Source organism: Lacrimispora xylanolytica (genome assembly GCF_026723765.1).
GTDB classification, from domain to species: Bacteria; Bacillota; Clostridia; order Lachnospirales; family Lachnospiraceae; genus Lacrimispora; species Lacrimispora xylanolytica.
This window is the reverse complement of sequence record NZ_CP113524.1, coordinates 4,252,925-4,277,959: the sequence shown is the minus strand read 5'-3', so window position 1 is coordinate 4,277,959 and position 25,035 is coordinate 4,252,925. Positions and strand designations below refer to the sequence as shown.

The window sequence follows — 25,035 nt, the reverse complement described above, 5'->3', positions numbered from 1 at the left end:
TATATGTCTGTATTTACTGAAAACTTTTTATGGGGAGGTGCGGTCGCTGCCAATCAGTGTGAAGGTGCCTGGAATGTCGATGGAAAGGGAGTATCCACCTCTGATGTCTGTACCGGAGGTTCCCATACAAAATCCAAACGAATTACAAGAACCATGGAGCCTGATACCTTTTATCCAAGCCGGGAAGCCATTGATTTTTATCACCGCTACAAGGAAGATATTGCCTTGTTTGCGGAAATGGGTTTTAAGGTGTTCCGTTTTTCCATTGCATGGGCCAGGATCTTTCCAACGGGAATGGAAGCGGAGCCAAATGAGGCAGGGCTTGAATTCTATGATAAGGTGATTAATGAGTGCTTAAAATATAACATTGAGCCCCTTGTTACCATTTCTCATTACGAGATGCCTTTTGCCCTTACAGAGAAGTATAACGGCTGGTCTTCCAGAGAGTGTATTGATTTCTATGTGAAGTATGCAAAGACTTTATTTAACCGTTATAAAGGAAAGGTAAAGTACTGGCTGACCTTTAATGAAATTAATGCAGGAACCATGCCTATGGGCAACTTCCTTTCCCTTGGTATTTTAAATGAAGGGACTACGGACTTTAACAATCAGGTGGATGTTCCAATTCTTCGTTTTCAGGGGCTTCATCATCAGTTTGTTGCAAGTGCTTTGGCTGTGAAAGCAGGCCATGAGATTGATCCACAGTGCAAGATTGGCTGTATGATTGCCCATATGACCACTTATCCTCTGACCTGTAATCCAGATGATGTCCTTAAGGCACAGCAACAGAATCAGATTTCAAATCTGCTCTGTGGAGATGTTCATGTGCGGGGAGAGTATCCTCATTTTATGAAGCGTTACTTTAAGGAGAATAACCTTGAGATTAAGATGGAGCCGGGAGATGAGGCGATTTTAAAGGAGGGCTGTGTAGATTTCTATACCTTCAGCTACTATATGTCAAACTGTGCGACTGCTAAAGCGGATGCCTCAATTTCTTCCGGAAATATTATGGGAGGAGCAAAGAATCCTTATCTTGAAGCCAGTGATTGGGGCTGGCAGATTGATCCTAAGGGTCTGCGCTATACCTTAAATGAGCTTTACGGACGTTACCGGATTCCCCTTATGGTGGTGGAAAATGGACTGGGAGCTTATGACACCATAGAAGAAGACGGTACCATTCATGATGATTACCGCATCGACTATTTAAGAAAGCATATCGTTCAGATGGGTGAGGCGATCGAAGACGGCGTTGAGCTGATGGGATATACTCCCTGGGGCTGTATTGATTTGGTCAGTGCATCTACCGGAGAGATGGCAAAGCGTTACGGCTTCATCTACGTGGAAAAATACGATGACGGAAGCGGTGATTTATCCAGAAGAAAGAAAAAATCATTTGACTGGTATCAGAAAGTGATTGAAACCAACGGAGCGGCATTAGATTAAGAATTTTGGGGAGTTCTTAAATATGAAAAAACAATTTCTGATTGCAGGAATGGTTCTTTTTACAGCAGTGATGGCAGCAGGATGTGGGGGAGCCGGGAAAAAGGAAACGGCTCCTGCCATCACATCGGCATCTGAATCTACAAGTACAAAAGAAGAAACGACGAAACAGGATATTAGTTCTGACGAGACCATAATTTCGACAACATATGGTCCGGTGAAAGGGGTTAAAGAAGGGGAGATCTTAACCTGGTACGGAATTCCTTATGGAAAGGAACCGTCAGGAGAACTTCGTTTTAAAGCGCCTGCAGCGCCTGATGCCTGGAAGGAGCCACTGGAGTGCACAGAGCCGTCAAAGCCGGCTCTCCAGTTGGCGGGGAAAGAGGTAACAGGCAGTGAAGACAGCCTGCGCCTTACTGTTTATGCGAAAGAAGGAAGTGAAAAGCTTCCGGTCATGGTATTCATTCACGGAGGCAATAATCAGACAGGAAACGCAGGTGAAATTCCAGGTACTGAGCTGGTTAAAAATGCGAATTGTGTTTATGTTTCTGTGGATTACCGATTGGGACTTTTGGGTTTTAACTGTCTGCCGGCCCTTACAAAGGAGGGAGGAACAGGCAACTTCGGAATGTTAGACATTGCAAAATCCCTTGACTGGGTGAAGGAGAACATAGAGGAATTCGGTGGTGATCCGGATAATATTACCATATCTGGATTTTCTGCCGGAGGCCGTGATGTGATGGCAATGTTGATCAGTCCGGTATTTGAAGGGAAGTTCCAGAAGGCAATTGCATTCAGCGGCGGTATGACCACTGCAGAGGAAGCGTTAAGCGCCAAAAAGATTGCAAAGGCATTGGCTCCTCTGGCTGTAGAGGATAAAAAAGCGTCGGATGAAAATGAGGCCGCTAAGTGGCTGATGACCGATGGGGATGACGTAAAGGAATATCTGTATTCCATTTCTCCGGAGCGTCTGGCGCCTCTTATGGGCAATGCCATGATCCGTATGAGTGTGTTCCCTCATCTTTACGAGGATGGAACCGTAATTCCAAAAGAAGGCTTTCAGACTCAGACTTATAACAGCGTTCCTTTGATGATGCTTACGGGAAGCTCGGAGTTTTCTTTATTCTGTCTCAATGACCCTTACTTTAGCAGTGATGACATGAAGGGATACTCAGAAGATGAGCTAAAGAATGCCAAAGCATTTGCCAGCAGGTACGGAAGTGATATGTACCGGATTTTTAATGCACAGGAAAGTGCCGAGACCATGTATGATCATTATAAGTCTGATATTTATATTTGTCAGGTGGACTATGGCAGTACAGCATCAGCGGTGAAGGATCTGGGTGATTACGGGGCATTCCATGGAATCTTTGTTCCTATGCTTTCCTCTAAGAACAATTATACAGAGATTTTCAAGGGAGCCTTTGAGAAGCCGGGGTATGTTGCCATGGCAAAAGAATACAATCAGTATCTGGCTAATTTCCTTTCTTCCGGTGATCCAAATGGGCAGGGAATGACTTCCTGGAGTAAATGGGCACCGGATAATAAGGTAACCATGGTGTTTGATGGCGATGAGACAAACGCGGTCATTGCACAAAAGGATGTGAGCACCACCTATGAGGACATTCTAAAGGCAATGGAGGCCGATGCCAGTGTATCCCGGGAAATTAAGGATAAGATGGTGAAACATGTGTTAGACGGCCGCTGGTTTAGTTCTGCTCTGGATGAGAAATATAAGAACGAAAGCCTTTGGGCAGATGTAAATAACAAGTAAGACCTAGCGTCTGAAACTCTTTTTATCTGGGAGTTTCAGACGCTCTTTTTTTGTGGTAGTATAAAGGAGTGGTAGATAAATGAAATCATAAAGGTACGTAAACGGAGGGGGTACGGTATGGTTAAAATTTTTCTGGCAGAGGATGAAAAGATTGTCCGGGAAGGGATTAAAAACGGGATTGCGTGGGAGAAATACGGATTTGAATTTTCAGGGGAAGCGCCGGATGGAGAACTGGCCTATCCACTGATACTGAAAACAAAGCCGGATATCCTTCTTACAGACATCCGAATGCCCTTCATGGATGGACTGGAGCTTGCTGAGCTTGTAAAAAAGGAGCTTCCGGATCTGCACATTATGTTTTTCAGCGGGTATGATGATTTTGAGTATGCAAAACGGGCCATAAAAATAGGAGCAGCGGATTATCTGTTAAAGCCGGTAAGCAGCAGCCAGCTCTTAGAGGCTCTGGAGCGGATGAGCGAAGCCATTATGCAGAAAAAAAGTGAGATGGGGTATAAACTGGCCTTTTGCGAACAGCAGGAGGAAAGAAAGCGGATGGAGAGGGACAGGCTTTTTGATGCCATTGTATCAGGAAAGCTCAGCCTTTCTGAAATGCTTTTAAAGGGGCAGGAGCACAATCTGCATTTAAGTGCTCCCATGTACAACCTCATACTGTTTCAGATCCGGGTGTCGGATAATCTGGAGCAGTATTCGGATATGGGAGTTATCTTTGATGAAAAGCTTAAGAGAGAGTTTGATGGGGCGAAGGATATTGTCTCGTTTAACCGGCTCAGCGAAGGATATGCTTTTTTGATTATGGGCAATGACCCGGAAGAATTGGAACATAAGATTCAGTCCTATACAAAATGCCTGGTGTCTCTTGTGAAATCCTGTCAGGGTATGGAATACTTTGGAGGCGTTGGGATTCCAGTCTGCAGGCTCAGTGAGATCAGAGCTTCCTTTAAGGCGGCAAGTAAGGCTTATGCAGGCCGTTACATGCTGGAATACAACCAGATATTAAGGGCTGAAGAGGCACTTAAGGTACACGAAGACTCTGGAAGCATCAGTCTGGAAGGAATGGATCTGACGAAATTAAGCAGGGATATTGTTCCGAATTTCCTGCGCAATGGTTCTGTTTCTGAAGTGAGGTATTTTGTTGAGGAATACTTACAGGCGTGTGGCAGCAATTTTGAATCCCTTATATTCAGACAGTACATATTAATGGACATTTACCTGGCGGTCAATGAGTTCCTCTTACAGCTTGGCATGGATCAGGAGCAGGTGGCAAGGGAGCTTGGAGATGCAAAGACCATGCAGCCTTGTACCGGTTCGGAGGAGGCAGCGGCCCGGTATGCCAGAGATATCTTAAAAAAGGCAATCGCATTTCGGGCGGACTGTTCCCAAAAGAAGTACCGCCAGGTTCTTGATAAGGCCAAAGAGTATATCCTAGGTCATTACCGGGATGAGAATATATCCTTAAATGTGGTCGCTTCTTGTGTGAATATCAGCCCGAATCATTTCAGTACCATATTCAGTCAGGAAATCGGAATTACGTTTGTGGAATATTTAACAAAGGTCCGTATGGAGGCAGCCAGGGAGCTTTTGTTAAAGACGGACCTTCGGACCTCTGAAATCGGTTATCAGGTGGGATATAAGGACCCTCATTATTTCAGCTATCTGTTTAAAAAGATACATGGAATCACGCCTAAGGCTTTCCGGTCAGGAGGAGAGTATGAAGCGCAGGCATGATTCCATTAAATCACAGATCAATATGATGCAGATAGTGGTGTTTCTTCCGGTCATCCTAATGATTGGGGTACTTCTTTCTATGATGGCCTGGCAAAACAGCCAGTATCGGCAGAGCATAAGGAATTTGACCATGGCAACGGAGTTTAACTTTGACTTTAAATCAAACATTGATTATAAGATGTACCGGATCGTAATCGGAGCAGATACCTTTCAGACCTTGGACCCTTATGAGGACCTTGAAAATTCCAGAAAGATATTTGAAGAGCTTAAGGAGTCCACACCTCAGGAGACCAGTAAAAAGGGGCTGGACGGTCTGCTTCAGCTCATAGGAATTTTAGAAAAGAGAATTGATGATATTAAGGCCAGCAGTATTTTCGGCGATTATGACCAGAACATGGAACGGCTGGAAAAGGACATTTATGTGATCACCGATCTCATAAAAGAGTCCATGTCCAACTATATTTATAATGAGACGAAAACCCTGGAGTCCATGCGCCAGACCTTAGATGAACAGATTAAGCAGGCCATTGCCCTTTGCATCGTGATTTCTGCTTACATTGTCATATGTCTTATGGCCTCCTTTTCTGCCTTTGGGAAAAAGATTACAACGCCCATGGAAGAGCTGTGCAATTACACCATGAAGCTGGCCAATGGAAACTTAAATGTCAGTGCGCCAAAAAGCAACATCAGGGAAATACAGATGTTAAGTGACCAATACGACCAGATGGTGGTGCGGATCGGGGAACTCATTTCGCATATCAGGGAGGAACAGGAGCTTAAAAGGAAGACAGAGCTTAAGCTTTTGCAGGCTCAAATTAACCCTCATTTTCTTTATAATACCCTGGATACCATCGTGTGGCTGGCAGAGGGGAAGCGTCATGAGGAAGTGGTGGAGATGATTACGGCTCTTTCCCTCTTTCTTCGGACGGGGCTTAATAACGGGCGGGATTTTATTACCATACGGGGAGAGGAAGAGCATATTAAAAGCTATCTTCAGATTCAGCATTTCCGTTATGAAGATATTATGGATTATGAGATCGATTTTGAGGAAGAGATTAAGGACTATTCCATCCTAAAGCTTACCCTACAGCCCATTGTAGAGAATGCCCTTTACCATGGTATTAAGAATTGCAGAAAAAAGGGGTCTCTTAAGATCAGCGGCTGGCTGAAAGGACAAGATATCTTTTTAAGGGTAGAGGACAACGGAATCGGAATGAAACAGGAGGAGCTTTTAAAGATGCGGAAGCTGGTCCGCAGAAGAGGAGAAGATGTAGACCAGCGGGAAGGCTTTGGAATTGCCAACGTAGCGGAGCGTATCCGGTTGAATTTCGGGGAAGCCTATGAGCTTTCCATTGACAGCCAGTATGGAGTGGGGACGTCAGTGACCCTGCGAATTCCGGCAGTCTTAAAATGTTAGTAAAAAAATCAACTTTTTTCGTAAAAAAATCAACCCCTGGCAGGAATTATTTCAGATGCGTAAGAAACTTAAACTTTTTCGAAAGATTTTGCATTGTGAAACACTCGTAGGAAAGCTATGATACGGATAGATACAAACGGTAGCAGAAACGATATTTTAGATGGAGGGTAAGATATGAAGAAAAGATTTTTAAGCGTGTTAACAGTAGCAGTTATGACCGCGGCTACGATTCTCACAGGCTGCAGCGGCACACAGACCGCAGCGACAACCGCAGCTCCGGCAGCAACAGAAAGCAAATCGGAGGCAGCCACCACAGAGGCTTCAAAGGATGAGACCAAAGCAGAGGCAAAGGAAGGCGAAAAGAAAGAAATCGTAGTAGGTTTCTCTCAGGTAGGAGCAGAGTCTGACTGGAGAACTGCCAATACCGAATCCATGAAATCCACATTTACAGAGGCCAATGGATATAAGCTGATTTTTGACGATGCTCAGCAGAAACAGGAGAATCAGTTAAAGGCAGTTCGTAACTTTATTCAGCAGGATGTCGATTATATCGTAATCGCACCGGTTACTGAGACCGGCTGGGATACTGTATTACAGGAAGCAAAGGATGCCGGAATTCCGGTTATCATCGTTGACCGTATGATCAATGTATCCGATGATTCCTTATATACCGCATGGGTTGGCTCTAACTTCCTTCAGGAAGGCTATGATGCAGTGGCTTGGCTTGACGGTTATTTAAAGGCCAACAACAAGGCTGACAAAGAGATTAATATCGTAACCATTCAGGGAACCATCGGTTCTTCTGCACAGATCGGACGTACTAATGGTGTGGAAGAGAAGATGAAAGACCATCCGAAGTGGAAGATGTTAGAGCGTCAGACCGGTGAATTCACACAGGCAAAGGGTCAGGAGGTTATGGAGTCCTTCTTAAAGACCTATAATAATATTGATGTTGTAATCGCTGAAAATGATAACATGGCTTTTGGAGCCATTGATGCCATCAAGGCAGCAGGAAAGACCTGTGGACCGAAGGGTGATATCACCATCATTTCCTTTGATGCTGTTGCAGCAGCCTTTGATTCTATGATCGCAGGTGATATGAACGTTTCTGTAGAATGTAATCCTCTTCACGGACCAAGAGTTGCTGAAATTATCCAGAAGCTTGAAAAGGGCGAAACTGTAGATAAGATCGCTTATGTAAAAGAGGGCGTATTCCCAGCAGATACCGCAGCAGCAGAAAAACCAAAGAGACAATATTAATCCATAAAGACCGGTGATGCCGGACGAAGGCAAAAGCCGGATAAACAGGTGTAGGGTCATGGAGGACGATTTCCTTTCGTCCTCCGCTCCTCACCTTTTTTTATCCTTAAAATTGCCTCCTAAGGCAGTACAGCAAAGGAAAGGAAGGTTCGATTATGCCAGGTGAACACGTATTGGCCATGCGAAATATAACGAAAACGTTTCCAGGGGTTCAGGCTCTGTCCCATGTGGATTTTACCCTTCGAAGCGGGGAAATCCACGCACTGATGGGAGAGAATGGAGCGGGGAAATCCACTCTCATAAAGGTTCTTACAGGAGTCGAGGAGTTTGAATCCGGGGAGATTACCCTCCTTGGAGAAAAGGGTGATATCATCAATCATTCTCCCCAGGAGGCACAGGAGCGGGGAATCAGCACCGTATATCAGGAGGTGAATCTCTGCCCCAATCTTTCCGTGGCGGAAAACCTTTTTATCGGAAGAGAGCCAAGGCGGGCTGGCATGATCGACTGGAAGACCATGAACCGGAAGGCAAAAGAGCTTCTAAAAGGGCTTAAGATTGAAATTGATGTGACAAAGGCCATAGAGAATTACTCCATTGCACTCCAGCAGATGATAGCCATTGCAAGAGCCGTGGATATGTCAGCGAAGGTCTTAATCCTTGATGAGCCTACCTCTTCCCTTGACGACAGCGAGGTGGAGAAGCTGTTTAAGCTGATGAAGCGTCTGAAATCCGAAGGAGTCGGAATCATTTTCGTGACTCATTTCCTGGAGCAGGTCTATGAGGTCTGTGACCGGATTACGGTGCTCAGAAACGGCTGCCTGGTGGGAGAGTATGAAACGGAAAAGCTTCCAAGGGTACAGCTGGTTGCAAAGATGATGGGTAAGGATTTTGATGATCTGGCCTCCATTAAGAAGGAAAAAGAGGAAGGAAAGATCCGTGAGGATATCGTCATTGATGCACATGGCATTGGACATCAGGGATCTATTAAACCTTATGATCTTAAGATTCATAAAGGGGAAGTCGTAGGGCTTACGGGGCTGCTAGGCTCCGGCCGTTCTGAGCTTGCCAGAAGCCTTTACGGGGCGGATAAGCCAGACAGCGGAGAGCTTAAGGTAAATGGAACCCATGTGACGGTGAATAAGCCCTTAGATGCCATGATGGCAGGAATGGCTTATCTGCCCGAGAACCGGAAGGAAGAAGGAATTGTTGCGGACCTGTCTGTAAGGGATAATCTAATTCTTGCCCTACAGGCAAAAAGGGGCATGTTCCATCTCATTGGCAGAAAGGAGCAGGAGGAGCTGGCAGAGGAGTATGTAAAGATACTCCAGATAAAAACAGCCAGTCTGGACACTCCCATTAAAAGTCTGAGCGGAGGAAACCAGCAGAAAGTAATTTTAGGGCGCTGGCTCCTGACCAATCCTGATTTTCTTATTTTAGATGAGCCTACAAGAGGAATTGATGTAGGAACCAAAACAGAGATACAAAAACTTGTGGTGAAGCTTGCGGAGGAGGGGAAATCCGTCATGTTCATTTCATCAGAAGTAGAGGAAATGCTTCGTACCTGCACCCGAATGGCAGTGCTTCGGGACGGGGAAAAGGTAGGCGAGCTGGAGGAACATGAGCTTGACCAGAACCAGATCATGAAAGCGATTGCAGGAGGTGGGGCAGATGAATAAGTTCATGGGATATTATAAAAAGCTGACGGGAGCCCGGCTGTTTCTTCCTCTGTTTTGCCTGGTATTAGTATTGTTGTCCAATCTTATAAAGACACCTGGATTTTTTGAAGTAACCATTAAAAACGGGGTTCTCTACGGCTATATCATTGACGTTATTAACCGGGCCAGCGATCTGGTCATTCTGGCTGTCGGTATGACTCTGGTCGTCGCAGCTTCTGGCGGTACAGATATTTCTGTAGGAGCAGTCATGTCAGTGGCTGGTGCGGTTTGCTGCTTTATTCTGGCTGGGGGCCAGCAGTCGGTCAACGCATTCCAGAATCCATATCTCTTAGGTGTTCTGGCAGCTGTAATCGCCGGTATCTTATGCGGGTGCTTTAACGGATTTTTAGTGGCAAAGATGAAGATTCAGCCCATGGTCGCCACGTTGATTCTGTTTACGGCGGGCCGGGGAATCGCCCAGCTGATTACCAAAGGCCAGATTACCTACATACGTGTGGAATCCTATAAGATGTTAGGTTCCAGCATTCCGGGAATTCCAATTCCCACTCCTGTGTTCGTGGCATTAATCGTAGTTCTTTTGACCTATGTGCTGTTAAAGAAAACAACTCTTGGACTTTATATTCAGACGGTAGGAATTAATCCCAAGGCTTCCAGGCTCATGGGAATTAATTCTCCTATGATTATTTTCTTATCCTATGTATTTTGCGGTCTTTGTGCTGGAATTTCTGGTCTTGTGGCTTCATCAAGAATCTATTCGGCCGATGCCAATAACATTGGACTGAATCTGGAGCTGGATGCGATTTTAGCAGTTGCCCTGGGAGGAAACAGCTTGGGCGGTGGTAAATTCTCTCTGCTTGGAAGTGTCATCGGAGCCTATACCATTCAGGCTTTAAGCACCACCTTATATGCCATGGGAGTGTCACCTGACCAGATTCCGGTTTACAAGGCAGCTGTAGTGGTGGTAATTGTTGCCCTCCAGTCAACAGAACTTAAGAGAATCGTGAAGCGGTTACAAACAGAACGTGCAGCGGGAAAGAAGGTGGCATAAATGAAAAAAATGGGTAAAATAGACGGCAAAGTATTCCTTCTGATTATTACAATCGTTCTTTTCCTTGCCATGTATCTGGCCGGTGTTATTATCTTTAACAGTAAGGGCTTTGCAAAGCCTCAGGTATTTTTAAATCTGTTCATATCCAATGCAGGACTCATTGTCATAGCAGCAGGAATGACCATGGTCATGATTACCGGAGGAATTGATATTTCCGTTGGTTCCGTGGTGGCTCTTACCTGTATGATGCTTGCCTGGATGATGGAGGTTAAGGGTGTAGGAGCGGTTCCGGCTCTCATCATCGTCCTGATCATGGGCCTGGTATTTGGTCTGGTACAGGGATTTTTAATTGCTTATTTAAAGCTACAGCCCTTTATCGTTACCCTGGCAGGCATGTTCTTTGCCAGAGGTATGACAGCCATTATCAGCCAGGAGATGATCAGTGTAAAAAATGAATTATTCCTCCAATGGGCGAAAAGCAAAATTAACTTAACCTTCCTGGGGGGAACGGTGAATAAAAAGGGCGTGGTAAATTATCCCTTTATCTATCCCAGTGTTATCATTGCCCTGATTGTCCTGGTTCTTGTATTCGTGCTCTTAAAGTATACGAAGTTTGGACGGACGGTCTATGCGGTAGGTGGCAGTGAGCAGTCGGCCCTGATGATGGGTCTTAATGTAAGGCGCACCAAGCTTTTTGTTTATGTCATCAATGGGTTTTTATGTTCCCTTGGGGGCTTCCTGTTCTGCTTGAATACGTGTGCCGGATTCGTGGAGCAGGCAAAGGGCTTTGAGATGGAGGCCATTGCATCTGCCGTTATCGGAGGCACCCTGCTCACCGGAGGTGTTGGCAATGTCTTTGGAAGCTTGTTCGGGGTACTGATTAAAGGAACCATTGAGACCTTTATCACCTTTCAGGGAACTCTTTCTTCCTGGTGGACCAAGATTACCATAGCAGCCCTTTTGGCTTTCTTTATTATACTTCAGAGCCTTTTTGCAAAGGCAAAGGAAAAACGATAACAGGCCTTTTGATAAGCAGGCAGGAGACTTGAGATCTCCTGCCTGCTTGTGGCTTCTATAGAAGCTTCCCTTATGAGAGCTCACTCCGGTATTCACTGGGGCTTATGCCGTAGACGTGTTTAAAGGTCTTACTGAAATGAAAGGGGTCCAGATAGCCAGTAAGCTGGCTGATATCTGCAATAGACAGCTCAGGATTTCGAAGAAGCTGTTTTGAAATACTTAACCGATGGTTCCTTAAATACTTGGAAGGCGTGATTCCGGAGTGTTTTAGGAAAATCTTACTTAAATAGGGGACGGAGAAACCAAATTCTGTGGCAAGAGAAGTAAAATCAATCTGATTCTGGTAATTTTTGTGAATATATTCCTTCACAAGCTCTACGATTTCCTTTGCCCGGTTTGGAGAATGAAGCAGGGTGTCTTGTTGGAAGCGGTCCTTGGCTGAAAGCAGCTTAGTCTCCAGAACAGACAGGGTTTTTCTAAGCTCTTCGTAATTGACTGGCTTTAAGAGATAATTGCTCACCTCGTACCGGAGGGCCTCCTTGGCATATTCAAAGTCGGAGTAACCGCTGATGATGACAGAAAGGATGAAGGGATACCTTTCGTGAATCTGTTTTACCAGCTCCAGTCCATCCATCACTGGCATTCGAATGTCGGTGAAAATGACATTCGGGAGATATTCTTCCGCCAGCTTAAGCCCCTCCTGACCATTGGAAGCAATTGCAGCTACTAAAAAGGACGGGTTCAACTCTTCAATTTTCTTGGCAATGTTTTTGGCAATTAAGGATTCATCTTCAATCACCAGTACTGAAAACTTCATGGCATCATTCCTCCTATGACTACAATTGCTCCGTGAGGCACGTGGTTGCTCAATCTGAAAATGTGTTTTCCCTGATATAAAATTTTAAATCGGATGTAGATGTTCATGAGCCCCATCCCGTCTATTTCCAGGTTTGGAAGAACTCCGTTTTTTTCAATGTGAGATATTTTTTCCTGGAGATGTTCCAGGTCATCCTTTGTAAAGCCAGGCCCGTTGTCCCTGATTTGAATCTCCCAGTATGTGTTGGTTAAAACTCCCAGTATCTTAACATTCCAGGGAGGACTTGATTTGGTGGAATACTTAATGGCATTTTCTACGATTAACTGTAGGCACAGCTTCGGTATACGTACCTCATGCATCCCTTCCGGAATATCAAATTCAAACTGAAGGCTGTCGTGGTATCTCACCTTCATGCATTCCAGATAATCCTGTGTATGGGACAGCTCATCTTTTAAGGATACAAGCTGTTCGCTGTCAGATGAGATATATCGGAATATCCGTGAAATCGTCTGGCACATCATGATAATTTCCTGATTCATATTCTCATCGGCCATGGCCTGAATGGTGGCAAGGGAATTATATAAAAAATGAGGATTCATCTGAGCCTGTAGCGCAAGCATCTTAGACTGCATATCACTGCTTTGCAGCTGGAGTTCCCGCTCCATAGAGGCTCTGGCCTTCTTTTGCATCTTTAACAGCGTCTGATATAAGGTATTTACCTCTGTGATTTTAAGCTCCATCTCTTCAAATGCTGGCTCTGTATCAGCGCTTGTCAGCTGAAAGGCTCTCGCCTGATTCGATATTTTGGATAGCGGTGTAGCAATCCGTTTGGAAATTAAGTAGGATATGAAAACGGTTATTACCATGACGAAAAGCAAAAGAATCAAGTTGGCAGAAATATACTGATAGATGGGCTGCATCAGCATCCGGTTATCAATGACCAATGCAGTAATAAAGCCGGTATAATCGGAGGTGGTAAACAGGATGTACTTGTTTTCTGATTTCAGATAAATAGGGGTTTGATTGGCATCCTCTAGAGCCCCATTTGTCTGCTTGGTTATTAAATCGAAGTAAAGCTCGTTATGTTTCCCGCTTCCCGTGGAATAGACCGTTTTTCCGTCGGGGCCGTAAAGGTAGACCTCCTCCTCGTAGGGGCTTTGAAAGGCAGTGACAGCGTTGGCTACGCTTTTAAAGGATTTTTTTACTTCAACAATTCCCTGAGGGATATTTAGCGGACTGTAAAATACCCGGCTGAGGGAAATGAAATTGTTATCGTCAGGATAGGAATAATAGCGGCCCAAGGTCTCATCTTTTTCACAATAGATATACTTCTTGCCTTTTAAGCGAACCACCTCATCATACCAGTCCTGGTTTAAAACGCTGTCTTTTGAGGAGGTGTTGTCTAAGCCTACGCCGAATTTCCCGTAGTCCAGGGAATAGAGATAGGTCTGGTCAGCGGGAGAGTTTGGTCCAATCATTGCGATAATTAAATCGTAAAGCACTTTTGTGTTGTTGATACTTTCATAGATTTCATTGGAGCTTAGGGTACTGTCCTGATAATTGATATAGGTTCCGAATTTTTCTTTTATGAGATTGGAATAAATGATGTTTTGAGATGCGGTATCTAAGTCGTGTACCACGGACTCAAAGTTGTCCATGATGATAGCAGCATTGTTCTGTAACGTAGAGAATGCACTGGTTTTCAGCTTGGTTGTCTCATTTGCAATGGTATAGAAGGTAAGTAAAAGAATTACAAAAATAAACAAGGCGGTATATGGAAGAAAAAGTGTCTGCATGATGCTCTGATTTCTCGGTTTCTTTGTTGTTATTGACACCATAATTGACTTTTCCTCCCCGGCTTCATCCCTGATGGTTAAAAATATACATGAAAAATGATCGAAATGTTCATTCAAAAATGTCTATATTACACTATATAATACAGATAACAAATTAAAAGTCAATATAATTTTTCGGGGAGGTATTTTTATGAAGCTTAAAAAAACTGTAGTATTGAGCCTGACGATGGCGGCTGCACTTATTTTTACCGGCTGCGCAAAAACGGAGAGTGGAGGAACCGGAAGTGCTGCTTCCGGGGAAAGCGCTTCCCAGGAGGCAAAGGCTTCCTCCGGTAAGGGAAAGGATGGTGTGACTATTTCCTTTATGGCAAGCCAGGATTGGATTCAGGATGCAGAAATTGAGCTGTCTAAGAAATTTACGGAAGAAACAGGAATTAAGGTGGATTATCAGATTATTCCTTCTGACCAGTACGTCAACCTTTTAATGACGAAATTAAATACTGGGGAATGTACGGACATTTTTGGAGCCCAAAGCGGAAGATTTGATATTAAGGCCCAGATTAGTGTTGAGAAGAATGCCGTTGATTTATCTAAAACCGCCTTTAGCAGTCAGGTGGAACCTCTGGTAGCCGATGAACTGTCCATAGACAAAAAGCTGTATGGGCAGCCAATACAGGATGTGTCTTCTGTATGGGCCATTGGCTATAACAAGAAGATCTTTGAGAAATTAAATTTAGAGATACCAACGGATTATGAAAGCTTTACCAAAGTATGTGATGCCATATCGGCAGAGGGAATTACGCCTATATATGAGTGTGTATCCGATGGCTGGCATCATACCTTATGGCTGCCGGAAACAGGGGTACAGGCAGAGACAAAAGAGCCTGGAATCATAGACAAGTGGAATGAAAATAAGGCAGCCTTTGAGGGAAATGCCACTCTGACAACCATCTTAAATCAGGTTAATGAAATGGTCTCTAAGGGGTACTGGGGCGAGGACTACATGTCCAATACGTATGCAGATTCTGCAAAGAACATTGCCTCTGGTAAGTACGCCATGACAATTGCCAATCAGGGCTTTGGGGCAGAGGTCAACAAGGTGAATCCTGATATTGCGGTAGATGATATCGGATATTTTGTAATACCACTAGCTGATAATCAGGCCTTAAATGTAAATCCGGCAGGACCAGCAAGATTTGTATTCAGCGGCTCGAAGCATCAGGAAGAGGCAATTCAGTATCTGGAATTCCTGGCTAAGGAAGAGAACCTGGCTTACTTAACGGAGAATGTCAGCAAATTCAATAAGCTTCCCTTTAAGAATGCGCCCAGCATGTATACAGAATCTGTTCAGGATTTCTACAGCCGCTACACCAACAAGGGAACAGTAATCCAGACAGCGGTCAAATATGTTAATCCTCAGTGGAGCGAAATAGGGGCCAATTTATCAGCAATGATCGTTGGTGAGATGAAACCGGAAGAGGTATTAAAATCAATTGATGAAGTGAGAGCCCAGCAGGCAAAGGCCGCCGGGGACCCCGCCTGGAAATGACAACCTGTAATTCTCTTTAAGGTGAGTGAATACGATGAATAAAAATAAAATTTACCCTATGTGGTTTGCTGCGCTGGCACTTTTCATCTACACGGTCTTATTTGTTCTTCCCGGCCTGATTGGTATCGGATATTCCTTTACTGACTGGTCCTCCTATTCAAACCAGCTCCATTTTGTTGGGCTTGAGAATTTTAAGACCGTATTTTCCGCAGATGAAAATTACTTGAAGATTATAAAGAATACTCTGGTATTCACTCTTTCAACAACTGTAATTAAGAACATATTAGGACTTGCACTGGCGGTGCTGCTTACAAAATCCATCCGGCTTTTAAATTTTCACCGGGGCGTTATGTTCCTGCCGTCTGTGCTGTCTACCCTGATCCTTGGAATGGTTTTCACCTCGATATTGAATCCCTCCACAGGCTTATTAAATACATTTTTACGGGGAACTGGGCTGGAGGGGCTTGCTAAGCCCTGGCTCACCAGCCCGGTATATGCCTTTCCGTCTGTGATGGCAGTGGATATCTGGAGAGGGACCGGGTATATCATGACCATATTAATTGCCGGTATCCTTTCCATCTCTCAGGATTACTATGAGGCATGCAGCATTGATGGGGCCTCCTCCTGGCAGAAATTCCGGTTTATTACACTGCCTCTGCTGCTTCCCACCCTTGCCACCACAACGGTTTTAAATGTAATTTATGGACTTAAGGTCTTTGATATGATTTATGCACTGACAAACGGAGGTCCCGGAAAAGCAACGACAGAGGTTCTTTATACGGCTGTGTTCAAGAAGTTCGGAACCGGTCAGTATGCCATTGGTACCGCCCTATCCTCTGTCATGTTCGTATTCATGGTAGTAATCGGATTCTTTATGATCCGCACGATGACGAAAGATGAGGTGGAAGAATAATGAAAGCAAAAAAACATGCCGCTGCCATTGCCGCCAACGCCGGGGCATGGCTGATCACTGCCATTTCACTGATTCCTTTTCTGCTTATTCTATTAAACTCCTTAAAGGACAGCCTGGGAGCCTCTGAAATGAATCTTAAGCTACCGGCAGTTCCCCTTCAGTGGGATAATTTCCTTGTGGTAGTGGAAAAGGGAAAGCTTTTGACCTCATTTTTAAATAGCTGCATCTATTCGGTTGCAAGTGTTTTTCTCTGTACGCTGTTTGCGTCCATGGCCTCCTATGTTTTTTCAAGGAACCGGTCTAAAATAAACCGGATTCTCTATCTTTATATGGTGTTAGGAATCACCATGCCAGTCAATTATGTGGCACTGACAAAGGTTATGATGTTTCTTCATCTGAATAATACCAGAGTGGGAATCATTCTTTTGTATACGGCGATGCAGCTTCCGTTTTCCGTATTTCTGATTCATGGCTTTGTGGCAAAGCTGCCAACAGAGCTTGATGAAGCCGCTGTCATCGATGGCTGCAGTCCGGTCCGGTTGTTTGTCTCGGTTATCCTGCCTCTTTTAAAGCCTGCAATTGCAACGGTAGTGGTACTTACATTTTTAAATACATGGAATGAGTTTGTATCCCCTTTGTATTTTTTAAGCAGCTCTGCCAAGTGGCCAATGACACTTTCGGTCTACAACTTTTTTGGAATGTATTTTAAAGACTGGAATCTGGTCTGTGCCGATATTTTCCTGACCAGTCTTCCGGTAATACTTGTTTATCTTTTAGGGCAAAAGTATATTGTATCCGGTATGACAGCCGGAGCGGTGAAAGGATAGGTAAATGGCATTGAATCAGGTAGATACGGTGGTCATAGAATCGGGAAAGAAAACTTTGATATACAGAAATATTTCTGACAACATCATTCACTGCACCTGTGGGGTGACGGGAAGTATTATAAAGCCCTCCCCCTTAGGAATCGAGCCGCCTGCAAGCGGGGTCTTTCAGTATGAGAGGACCAATCATTTCCATATATTTGGAAATGGTACTCTTAAAGCGGAGATCAACAGAAAAACAGGAAAGACATACTGGAGCCACAGCGGGTCCGGGAAACTGCTTTTTGAAGAGACAGACAGGGAGCTTTATGAGATCCCTGTCTATCAGCATACCACAAAGGGGGAAGCCCCTGAAATCAAACGGGTAAAGACCGTTGATGGAGAGCGTATTTTTATCAATAACCTGGTGCAGGAAGAGGTGAGGACCGCTTACAGGGGAAAATTGTGGTTTGAGTGGCAAAGGGATGAAAAGCTTCATGGGCTTGGGCAGGGAGAGGAAGGAATCTACGATTACAAGGGTTCTGTTCAGTATCTTTACCAGCATAACATGAGAATTCCCCTTCCTGTCCTCATATCTGACCGGGGCTATGGCCTGTTGTTTGACTGCGGCAGCCTGATGACCTTTAATGATGATAAAAGGGGCTCTTATGTGTATTTTGATACAGTGGATCAGCTGAGCTATTATATTATCTATGGACCTCAATTTGACCAGATCATAAAGGGGATCAGAACGTTATCCGGGAGAGCGCCCATGCTTCCCAAATGGTCCTTTGGATATATCCAGTCCAAGGAGGCATACCATACCCAGCAGGAGCTTTTAGATGTAGTAAAGGAATATCGAAAGAGAGGCATTCCCATTGACGGAATTGTTCAGGACTGGAACACCTGGGAAGAGGGGAAATGGGGCAATAAGCTCTTGGATAAATCCCGGTATCCTGATTTTCCTGGGGCAGTGAAGGAATTACATAAGAAAAACGTTCATGTCATGGTCTCTGTATGGCCCAATATGGACCCCAGTACGGAAAACCACAAGGAATTTTTGGATAAGGGACTGCTATTACATGATTTATCCACCTACGATGCTTTTAATCCCAAGGCGAGAGCCGTATATTATAAGCAGCTGAAAGAGGAACTGCTTGCGGCAGGCGTGGATGCCTGGTGGTGTGATTCCACGGAGCCGTTTTGCGGACCGGACTGGAAGGGAAGCTTTCGTAGGGAAGCCTGGGAGCGGTTCATGCTGGTGGGGGAAGAGCATAAGAAATACCTTGATCCTGCTAAGGCCAACTTATATGGAAAATACCATGCAAAGGGAATCTATGAAAATCAGAGGAAAGAGAACCACAATAAGCGGGTACTGAATCTGACCAGATCCGGCTTTGCCGGCTCTCAGGCCTACGGAACGGTTCTTTGGTCCGGGGATATTACTGCCACCTGGGAAACTCTTAAATTGCAGATGAAGGAAGGACTTAACTTCTGCATGAGCGGTCACCCCTACTGGACACTGGATGTGGGGGGCTTCTTTGTGGTAAAGGACAACTGGAAAAAAAGGGGCTGCAATTCAAGCAATGACCCGGAACCCAAATGGTTCTGGCAGGGCGGTTATGAGCAGGGAGTGGATGACAGGGCATACCGGGAGCTTTATGTGAGATGGCTTCAGTTTTCCCTCTTTCTTCCCATGTTCCGTTCTCACGGAACGGATACCCCACGGGAAATCTGGAACTTCGGAGAGCGGGGCACTATGTTTTATGATGAGATAGAGCGATGTATCCGTCTTAGATATAAATTAATGCCCTATACCTATTCCCTTGCGGGACGGGTCATGCTTCAGGATGATACCATGCTTCGAAGCCTTCTGTTTGATTTTCCAGAGGATGAGACGGCAAAGGGAATATCCTCACAGTTTATGTACGGAGATTCCATCCTGGTTTGTCCGGTGACAGAGCCTATGTATTATGAAGCGGAAAATATCCCACTGGAGCGGGAACGGACCTGGAGATGCTATCTGCCCCTTTCCTGCGGCTGGTATGATTTCTGGACCGGAAATTATTATGAGGGCGGCCAATGGATCATAGCAGAAGCTCCTATTAATAAGATTCCTGTATTTATCAGGGAAGGAGCCATCATTCCAATGGAACAGGGACTTAGCTATGCAGATGAGGTGGTTGATACTCCATTTGAATTTCACGTATACGAAGGAAAAGACGGATCTTTTCAGCTGTATGAGGATTCGGGAGATGGGTATGATTATGAAAAAGGAATCTATAATCTTATTCCGGTTTCCTGGGACGATAAAAAAAGAGAGCTGTCCCTTGGTAAGAGCCGTTATTCCTTTCCCCAATCCATTAAGGGTCGAAGCTGCGTGATCCGCACCTCGGGAGGACGGGAAATGTTCTTTTCCTATGATGGAACGGAAACAACCATATCTTTCCCATAAAATGAACAGGAAAATAAAAAGGCCATCATTCATAATTTCAGGAATGGCGGCCTTTTTTCCACGACTTATGGTTCTGCTTGCGCATCGCCTTCTTATTGATTATAATACATAAGACTAATAGAAGGAAACAATGTAAATGCAGGTGAAAGCAGGGAGGAATAACAGAAAAAGGGGCTCCTTTTACTGGAACATACTATGAGCAAATTTATTGGAAATAAAAGATTTTATCAGATGGTGCTGTCCATTGCCATCCCCATTATGATACAGAACGGTATTACGAATTTTGTCAGCCTTTTAAATAATATTATGGTTGGTATGGTGGGAACGGAACAGATGACCGGAGTTGCCATTGTTAACCAGCTGATGTTCGTATTTAACATCACTATTTTTGGAATCATATCAGGTGCCGGGATTTTTGGTGCCCAGTTTTATGGCAGCCAAAAGCATGACGGAGTGAGGCATGCGTTCCGGTTTAAGATTATCTGCTGTCTCATTCTTACGGCGTTTGCTGCGGCTCTCTTCTTTTTTTTCGGAAAAGATCTCATTGCCCTGTATCTTGAGGGCGAGGGAAATGAAGCAGAACGTGAGATGGTTCTTGGCTATGGAAGACAGTATATGCTGATTATGTTAATCGGCATGGTCCCATTTGGAATTGAACAGGCGTATACCAGTACCCTTAGAGAGTGCGGTCAAACTGTTGTTCCCATGAAGGCTGGTATTGTAGCCGTACTTGTCAATGTGACCTTGAACTTTATTTTGATCTTTGGCAGATTCGGTGCCCCGGAGCTTGGAGTCATGGGTGCTGGTACAGCCACTGCGGTAGCAAGATTTATTGAGGCTGGAATCATTGTTTCCTGGACTCACAGCCATAAAAAAAGAAATCCATTTATTGTAGGAGCTTATAAAAGCCTTTACATTCCAGGAAGCCTGGTAAAGAAGATTCTCATTAAGGGCACTCCTCTCATGGTAAATGAAGCGCTTTGGGCTGCCGGTATGGCAGGACTGATGCAGTGCTATTCCATCAGAGGCTTAGTGGCAGTGGCAGGTCTTAATATATCCGGTACCATTGGTAATGTGTTCAACGTGGTTTATCTGGCTATGGGAAGCGCGGTTTCTATTATTGTAGGTCAGCTTCTGGGAGCTGGAAAGCATGAGGAGGCAAGAGATACGGATACAAAGCTGATTGCATTTTCTGTTTGCTCGGGACTTATCATCGGAATGATTTTAATGGTCCTGGCACCGTTATTCCCCATGGTATATAACACCTCGGATGAGGTGAAAAAATTAGCTGTACAGTTTATCCGTATCCTGGCATTTTGCATGCCCATTAATGCATTTATGAATGTTTCTTATTTTACCCTTCGTTCCGGAGGAAAGACCATTGTTACCTTTTTCTTTGACAGCGTGTTTATCTGGGTAGCCAGTATTCCGGTTGCTTATACTTTAAGCCGGTTTACGGATATTCCAATCGTCCAGCTGTATTTCATGTGCCAGATGGTGGATCTGGTCAAATGTGCGATTGGTTTTGTTCTGGTGAAGAAGGGCGTTTGGATTCAGAATATTGTTCTGGAGGAAGGCTAGGTCTTAACTGCTTCCGGTTCTGAGACGGTGACATACCAAGGAGGCTTTTAAAGACCCGGTTAAAATGAGTGACGTTTGAAAAACCAACCTCCCGGCTGATGTCGGTGATGGTCTTGTCCGTCTCCAGAAACATTCTCTGCGCCTGAATGATGCGAAGGTTATTTATGTAATGAATGATGGTGCTGTTGGTATAGCGTTTAAATTCCCGGCACAGATAATAGGGACTGATATAAAACCTGGCAGCCAGGTCATTAAGAGTAATGTTCTCACTGTAATTTAAGTGAAGGTAATGAAGGATTTCACTGATGCGTCCGGACTGTTCCGGCTTAATGGACTCTCCGGACCGCCTTGCCAGCTTAATTAAAAGCTGATTTAAAAGCATTTGCATGGCTTCTGTTCCATAGCCATCTCCTTCATCCTGCTCCTTAAGAATCTCTTTTAACAGCTGATGAATGAGAAGGCTGTCCTTCTTATCCAGACGGTAAACGCCAGAAGAGGTGCCTAAAGCCTTTTTGATCTCAGGAACCAGAATCATATCCGGGGTGAAATAGACCAAAAGACGTTTAAAAGCCACGCCGCTGTCTCCGTAGGAGTGATGCATCACATAGGGAGGAAACAGGATCAATTCCCCGGATTGAATGGAATAGATATGTTCATTAACCATGTGGTAACGGTTTCCGTATTCCAGATAGTAAAGCTCGAAATACTCATGATAATGAGATCGTTCCATGTTGTCATCCACACCCTGGATGCGTTCGCTGGCTATGGATTTCCCGCCAGCCATTAAAAAGCCTGCAGAATCGATCAACGTTTCTCTCCTCCTTTCAAATTCTAACGATAGGGACATTATATCTGTTTCTTGACCCGTTGGCAATGAGACAAAAAAAGAGTTATTGATAAATGATATCAATAAACCCTCTTGATTTTTTCTTGTCCCTATGCTAACATAAGGTTAGTTAGCCGACACTAACTACGTGTGAATATTCTATACATCAGACTAACCCTCTGAGATTCTCCTTCATTGACCCATGAAGGATCATGACTCCTACGAAAAGGCCCTCCTTGTTACCGCATGACAAGGACGGCCTTTTTGATATTAAAAATTGTTTGATTGTTACATTCCGATCATATCAAACTGTTCAAAGGAGATTAACAGTTTGGAATCTTTTTTCGGATTTGGATATTTTATCTGAACCGATTTTAATGTCTGGCTGTAATACCAACCGGATTCTGCCTGCTCAAATTTTTTCCTGTGAAGGAAATGGGGCATAAGTTCTCCGTCAAGGGTTACAAAGAAAGGTGCTTTTTCTCTCTGAATCACATCCAGATGCAGGGTCTCCACTGTGGTCTCAAAATTTCCTTCCTGCTTAAATTTAAGAACTGTCTGCTCTCCAGCCTTCATATCAATATGAGTTTTTAAATATGCTCCCTTTTCATAATCCATGGAACAGCCGTCATCCTCATATAAAGTGAAGCAATTGTCCTTATCTGCTGCAATCAGGAGATGAAGGCCGGTAATGGTTTCTGTAGTTACGTTATTTATCTGGTTTAAGGCCATGGGAATAATGGCTCCGCCCCGGACAAAGAGAGGAATGCTCTCGATGGTAACAGGAATCTTAATGGTCTGTCCGCCTTCATACCGTTCTCTTGTGTAAAAATCATAGAAGACTTCTCCCTCAGGCAGATATACTTCCCGGAACTGGGCTCCTTTTTCTACGACGTTGGCAACCAGAAGAGAATCGCCGGTCATAAAATCAATGCCTTCCTCGTAGCATTTCGGGTCGTTTTGAAACGCACTGCACATGGGTTCCATAATAGGAAGACCAGTTTCATGGGCCCGCTCCATGAGTGAATAGAAATATGGAATCATGCGGTAGCGGAATTTCATGGCGTTACGGATATATTTGGTATAGTCTCCGTACATCCAGGGCTCTGTTACCGTGTTGTCTGTATTCACGGAATGAACAGAGAAACGAGGCTGGAAGATTCCGTTTTGCACCCAGCGGACCATTAATTCAGCTTCTGGTGATGTGCCGTAAAAGCCGCCGATATCACAGCCTTGATTGGCAACTCCGCTTAAGCTCATTCCTAAAATGGTTGCAATGTTATATTTTAACGAATCCCAGCAGGTCAAATTATCTCCTGCCCAGGTCTGGGCATAGCGCTGGATTCCACTGTGACCGGAACGGCATACGATAAATGGTCTTGTATTGTCAAAGGTCTCATGAATGGCCTCGTCGGTGATGTGGCACATTAAGTTGGACATCACAGATTTTAACTGTCCGATGGTGCCGCCCTTTCCTTCAAAGTCGCAGCGGCTGTCCTTGTCCACCATACTGTCGTATTCGCAGTTATCATTCCAGATGGAATTAGTGCCCATCTCCAGAACATTTTCTTTTAACAGCTTCTTCCAGACGGTTCTTGTCTTTTCCTTCGTGAAATCGGCAAACACGCCCTTGCCGCCCCACCAGGTCCCCACTCCCGGCTCGTCCTTTTCACTGTCTTTTACAAAGATATCCTCTGCCTTCATGGTTTCTAAATCTGGATGGGATAACAGGATGCCTGGCTTTACGTTAGGAGATACGGTAATGCCCCGTTTTTTCATTTCCCTAAAGAAGTTCTTTGGATCTTTAAAACGGTCCTTATTCCAGGTAAAGACGCAGCGCTTGATGCCATCCTTTGTCTCAATGGAGGTGTAGCCGGAGGAGAGCTGAAAGCCGTCTGCCGGAATGTCTTCTTCCCTTGTGGTATCAATAAATTCCAGGATTGCGTCGTCACAGTCCTTGGGAAGCTCCGGGTAATACATGGAGGAACCAAGATAGCCAAGGGCGTAGCGGGGAAGAAGGGCTGACTTTCCCGTCAAATCCGTGTACCGTTCCACCACACTCCTTACCTTTGGCCCTGCAATGAGGAATAAGTCGATGTCACCGCCGTCGGCACGGTAGCGGCTGTGAGGCTTCCAGTAATTGCTCTTTTCCCGGCCCATATCAAAATCGCATTCGTAGGTGTTGTGATAGAAATAGCCCACTGCCTTTTTGGTATCCTTATTCAGTTTAATGTAAAATGGGATATGCTTATATAAAGAGTCTGTTTCCTTCGGGTTATACCCCATGGCATCCTTTGGACTCATGGAAAGGAACTTCTGGGCCTTGTTCCATTCCCCGCTCTTTTCTCCAAAGCCGTAAAAGCAGTCTTTTGGTGAAATTTCGCTGGTATGGATTCGTCTGTGGTTGCTGTCCTCCATATAGCCAAGGTCCACGATATCGGAGTGAATGCAGGTTCCTTCCTTGTCATAGATGCAGATACGAAACGGGTCTTTTTCAACGACCACCTTTAAAAGTGCTCCCTGTAGGATTACGGAGTCTCCTTGGTCAGACATACTGGCTGGGGCAGGCGTAATCCGCTTTCTCATACTGCCAAGGAATTTATCCATACGGTCTTCCCATGCAGTGGTAATGAGGCTGTAGGATTCTTCTGCAAAATCCCCGTCAAAGCCTGCCCGGATGCGGATAATGGAATCGGTAAAGAACATGAGGCGGATCTCAATGGAATTGGTAAGGATCCGGAAATAAGAATCAGAGGAAATCACTTCTTTTACAGCGGTACAAAGCTTCATATGGTATCTGCTCCTTTTTGTAAATGTATCATAAGTTTCTGCTATCATCATAAAGAAAACGTCATGCAAATGCTAGACGGAAATTGCAGTTTGACGGGTAAAACTATACATATCTTGCGCTTTTTTC

General features: G+C 44.6%; 17 protein-coding genes. 13 read left to right on the top strand and 4 right to left on the bottom strand.

The window, feature by feature from the left end; translation table 11 throughout:
* Positions 1-3 precede the first annotated feature (3 nt).
* From OW255_RS19650 to OW255_RS19615, 8 genes are all read left to right on the top strand, one after another.
* Positions 4-1,443, top strand: coding sequence for a glycoside hydrolase family 1 protein (locus OW255_RS19650; RefSeq protein WP_268115091.1), 1,440 nt, complete (start codon positions 4-6; stop codon positions 1,441-1,443).
* Between the two features lie 22 nt (positions 1,444-1,465).
* Complete coding sequence (locus tag OW255_RS19645) at positions 1,466-3,214, top strand: carboxylesterase family protein (protein WP_268115090.1); 1,749 nt, start codon at positions 1,466-1,468, stop codon at positions 3,212-3,214.
* A gap of 117 nt (positions 3,215-3,331) precedes the next feature.
* Positions 3,332-4,960, top strand: coding sequence for a response regulator transcription factor (locus OW255_RS19640; protein WP_268115089.1), 1,629 nt, complete (start codon positions 3,332-3,334; stop codon positions 4,958-4,960).
* On the top strand, positions 4,944-6,377 hold the full coding sequence (locus tag OW255_RS19635) for a sensor histidine kinase (RefSeq protein ID WP_268115088.1): 1,434 nt from the start codon (positions 4,944-4,946) through the stop codon (positions 6,375-6,377). The genes OW255_RS19640 and OW255_RS19635 overlap by 17 nt, the downstream gene beginning before the upstream one ends.
* 174 nt (positions 6,378-6,551) lie before the next feature.
* Positions 6,552-7,637 (top strand): ABC transporter substrate-binding protein, encoded by a 1,086-nt coding sequence (locus OW255_RS19630; protein WP_024838107.1) that lies wholly within the window; start codon positions 6,552-6,554, stop codon positions 7,635-7,637.
* Between the two features lie 155 nt (positions 7,638-7,792).
* Positions 7,793-9,313 carry a sugar ABC transporter ATP-binding protein gene (locus tag OW255_RS19625; RefSeq protein ID WP_268115087.1) on the top strand — a complete coding sequence of 507 codons (1,521 nt, stop codon included), beginning with the start codon at positions 7,793-7,795 and terminating at the stop codon, positions 9,311-9,313.
* Positions 9,306-10,361 (top strand): ABC transporter permease, encoded by a 1,056-nt coding sequence (locus OW255_RS19620; RefSeq protein ID WP_331485703.1) that lies wholly within the window; start codon positions 9,306-9,308, stop codon positions 10,359-10,361. The genes OW255_RS19625 and OW255_RS19620 overlap by 8 nt, the downstream gene beginning before the upstream one ends.
* Positions 10,362-11,378, top strand: coding sequence for an ABC transporter permease subunit (locus tag OW255_RS19615; protein WP_024838110.1), 1,017 nt, complete (start codon positions 10,362-10,364; stop codon positions 11,376-11,378).
* A gap of 70 nt (positions 11,379-11,448) precedes the next feature.
* Here OW255_RS19615 and OW255_RS19610 read toward each other — a convergent pair whose 3' ends face one another.
* Together OW255_RS19610 and OW255_RS19605 are read right to left on the bottom strand one after the other, a co-directional pair.
* Positions 11,449-12,195 carry a response regulator transcription factor gene (locus OW255_RS19610; protein ID WP_268115086.1) on the bottom strand — a complete coding sequence of 249 codons (747 nt, stop codon included), beginning with the start codon at positions 12,193-12,195 and terminating at the stop codon, positions 11,449-11,451.
* On the bottom strand, positions 12,192-14,033 hold the full coding sequence (locus OW255_RS19605; protein WP_268115085.1) for a sensor histidine kinase: 1,842 nt from the start codon (positions 14,031-14,033) through the stop codon (positions 12,192-12,194). The genes OW255_RS19610 and OW255_RS19605 overlap by 4 nt, the downstream gene beginning before the upstream one ends.
* A 148-nt stretch (positions 14,034-14,181) precedes the next feature.
* Here OW255_RS19605 and OW255_RS19600 point away from each other — a divergent pair, with 148 nt between their 5' ends.
* The 5 genes from OW255_RS19600 (at position 14,182) to OW255_RS19580 (ending at position 21,292) form a co-directional block, all read left to right on the top strand.
* Positions 14,182-15,540, top strand: a complete 1,359-nt coding sequence (locus OW255_RS19600; protein WP_268115084.1) for an ABC transporter substrate-binding protein — start codon at positions 14,182-14,184, stop codon at positions 15,538-15,540.
* Positions 15,541-15,574: 34 nt separating this feature from the next.
* On the top strand, positions 15,575-16,453 hold the full coding sequence (locus tag OW255_RS19595; RefSeq protein ID WP_268115083.1) for a carbohydrate ABC transporter permease: 879 nt from the start codon (positions 15,575-15,577) through the stop codon (positions 16,451-16,453).
* Positions 16,453-17,280: a carbohydrate ABC transporter permease gene (locus OW255_RS19590; RefSeq protein ID WP_268115082.1), complete on the top strand. Its 828-nt coding sequence runs from the start codon at positions 16,453-16,455 to the stop codon at positions 17,278-17,280. The genes OW255_RS19595 and OW255_RS19590 overlap by 1 nt, the downstream gene beginning before the upstream one ends.
* A 4-nt stretch (positions 17,281-17,284) precedes the next feature.
* Positions 17,285-19,711: a glycoside hydrolase family 31 protein gene (locus tag OW255_RS19585; protein ID WP_268115081.1), complete on the top strand. Its 2,427-nt coding sequence runs from the start codon at positions 17,285-17,287 to the stop codon at positions 19,709-19,711.
* 195 nt (positions 19,712-19,906) lie between these two features.
* On the top strand, positions 19,907-21,292 hold the full coding sequence (locus OW255_RS19580) for an MATE family efflux transporter (protein WP_024838116.1): 1,386 nt from the start codon (positions 19,907-19,909) through the stop codon (positions 21,290-21,292).
* On the opposite strand, the gene OW255_RS19575 is transcribed toward OW255_RS19580, so the two are convergent.
* Positions 21,219-22,100, bottom strand: coding sequence for a helix-turn-helix domain-containing protein (locus OW255_RS19575; protein WP_268115080.1), 882 nt, complete (start codon positions 22,098-22,100; stop codon positions 21,219-21,221). The two genes, OW255_RS19580 and OW255_RS19575, sit on opposite strands and share 74 nt — an antisense overlap.
* A 306-nt stretch (positions 22,101-22,406) precedes the next feature.
* On the bottom strand, positions 22,407-24,908 hold the full coding sequence (locus OW255_RS19570) for a glycoside hydrolase family 31 protein (protein WP_268116640.1): 2,502 nt from the start codon (positions 24,906-24,908) through the stop codon (positions 22,407-22,409).
* Positions 24,909-25,035: the final 127 nt, after the last annotated feature.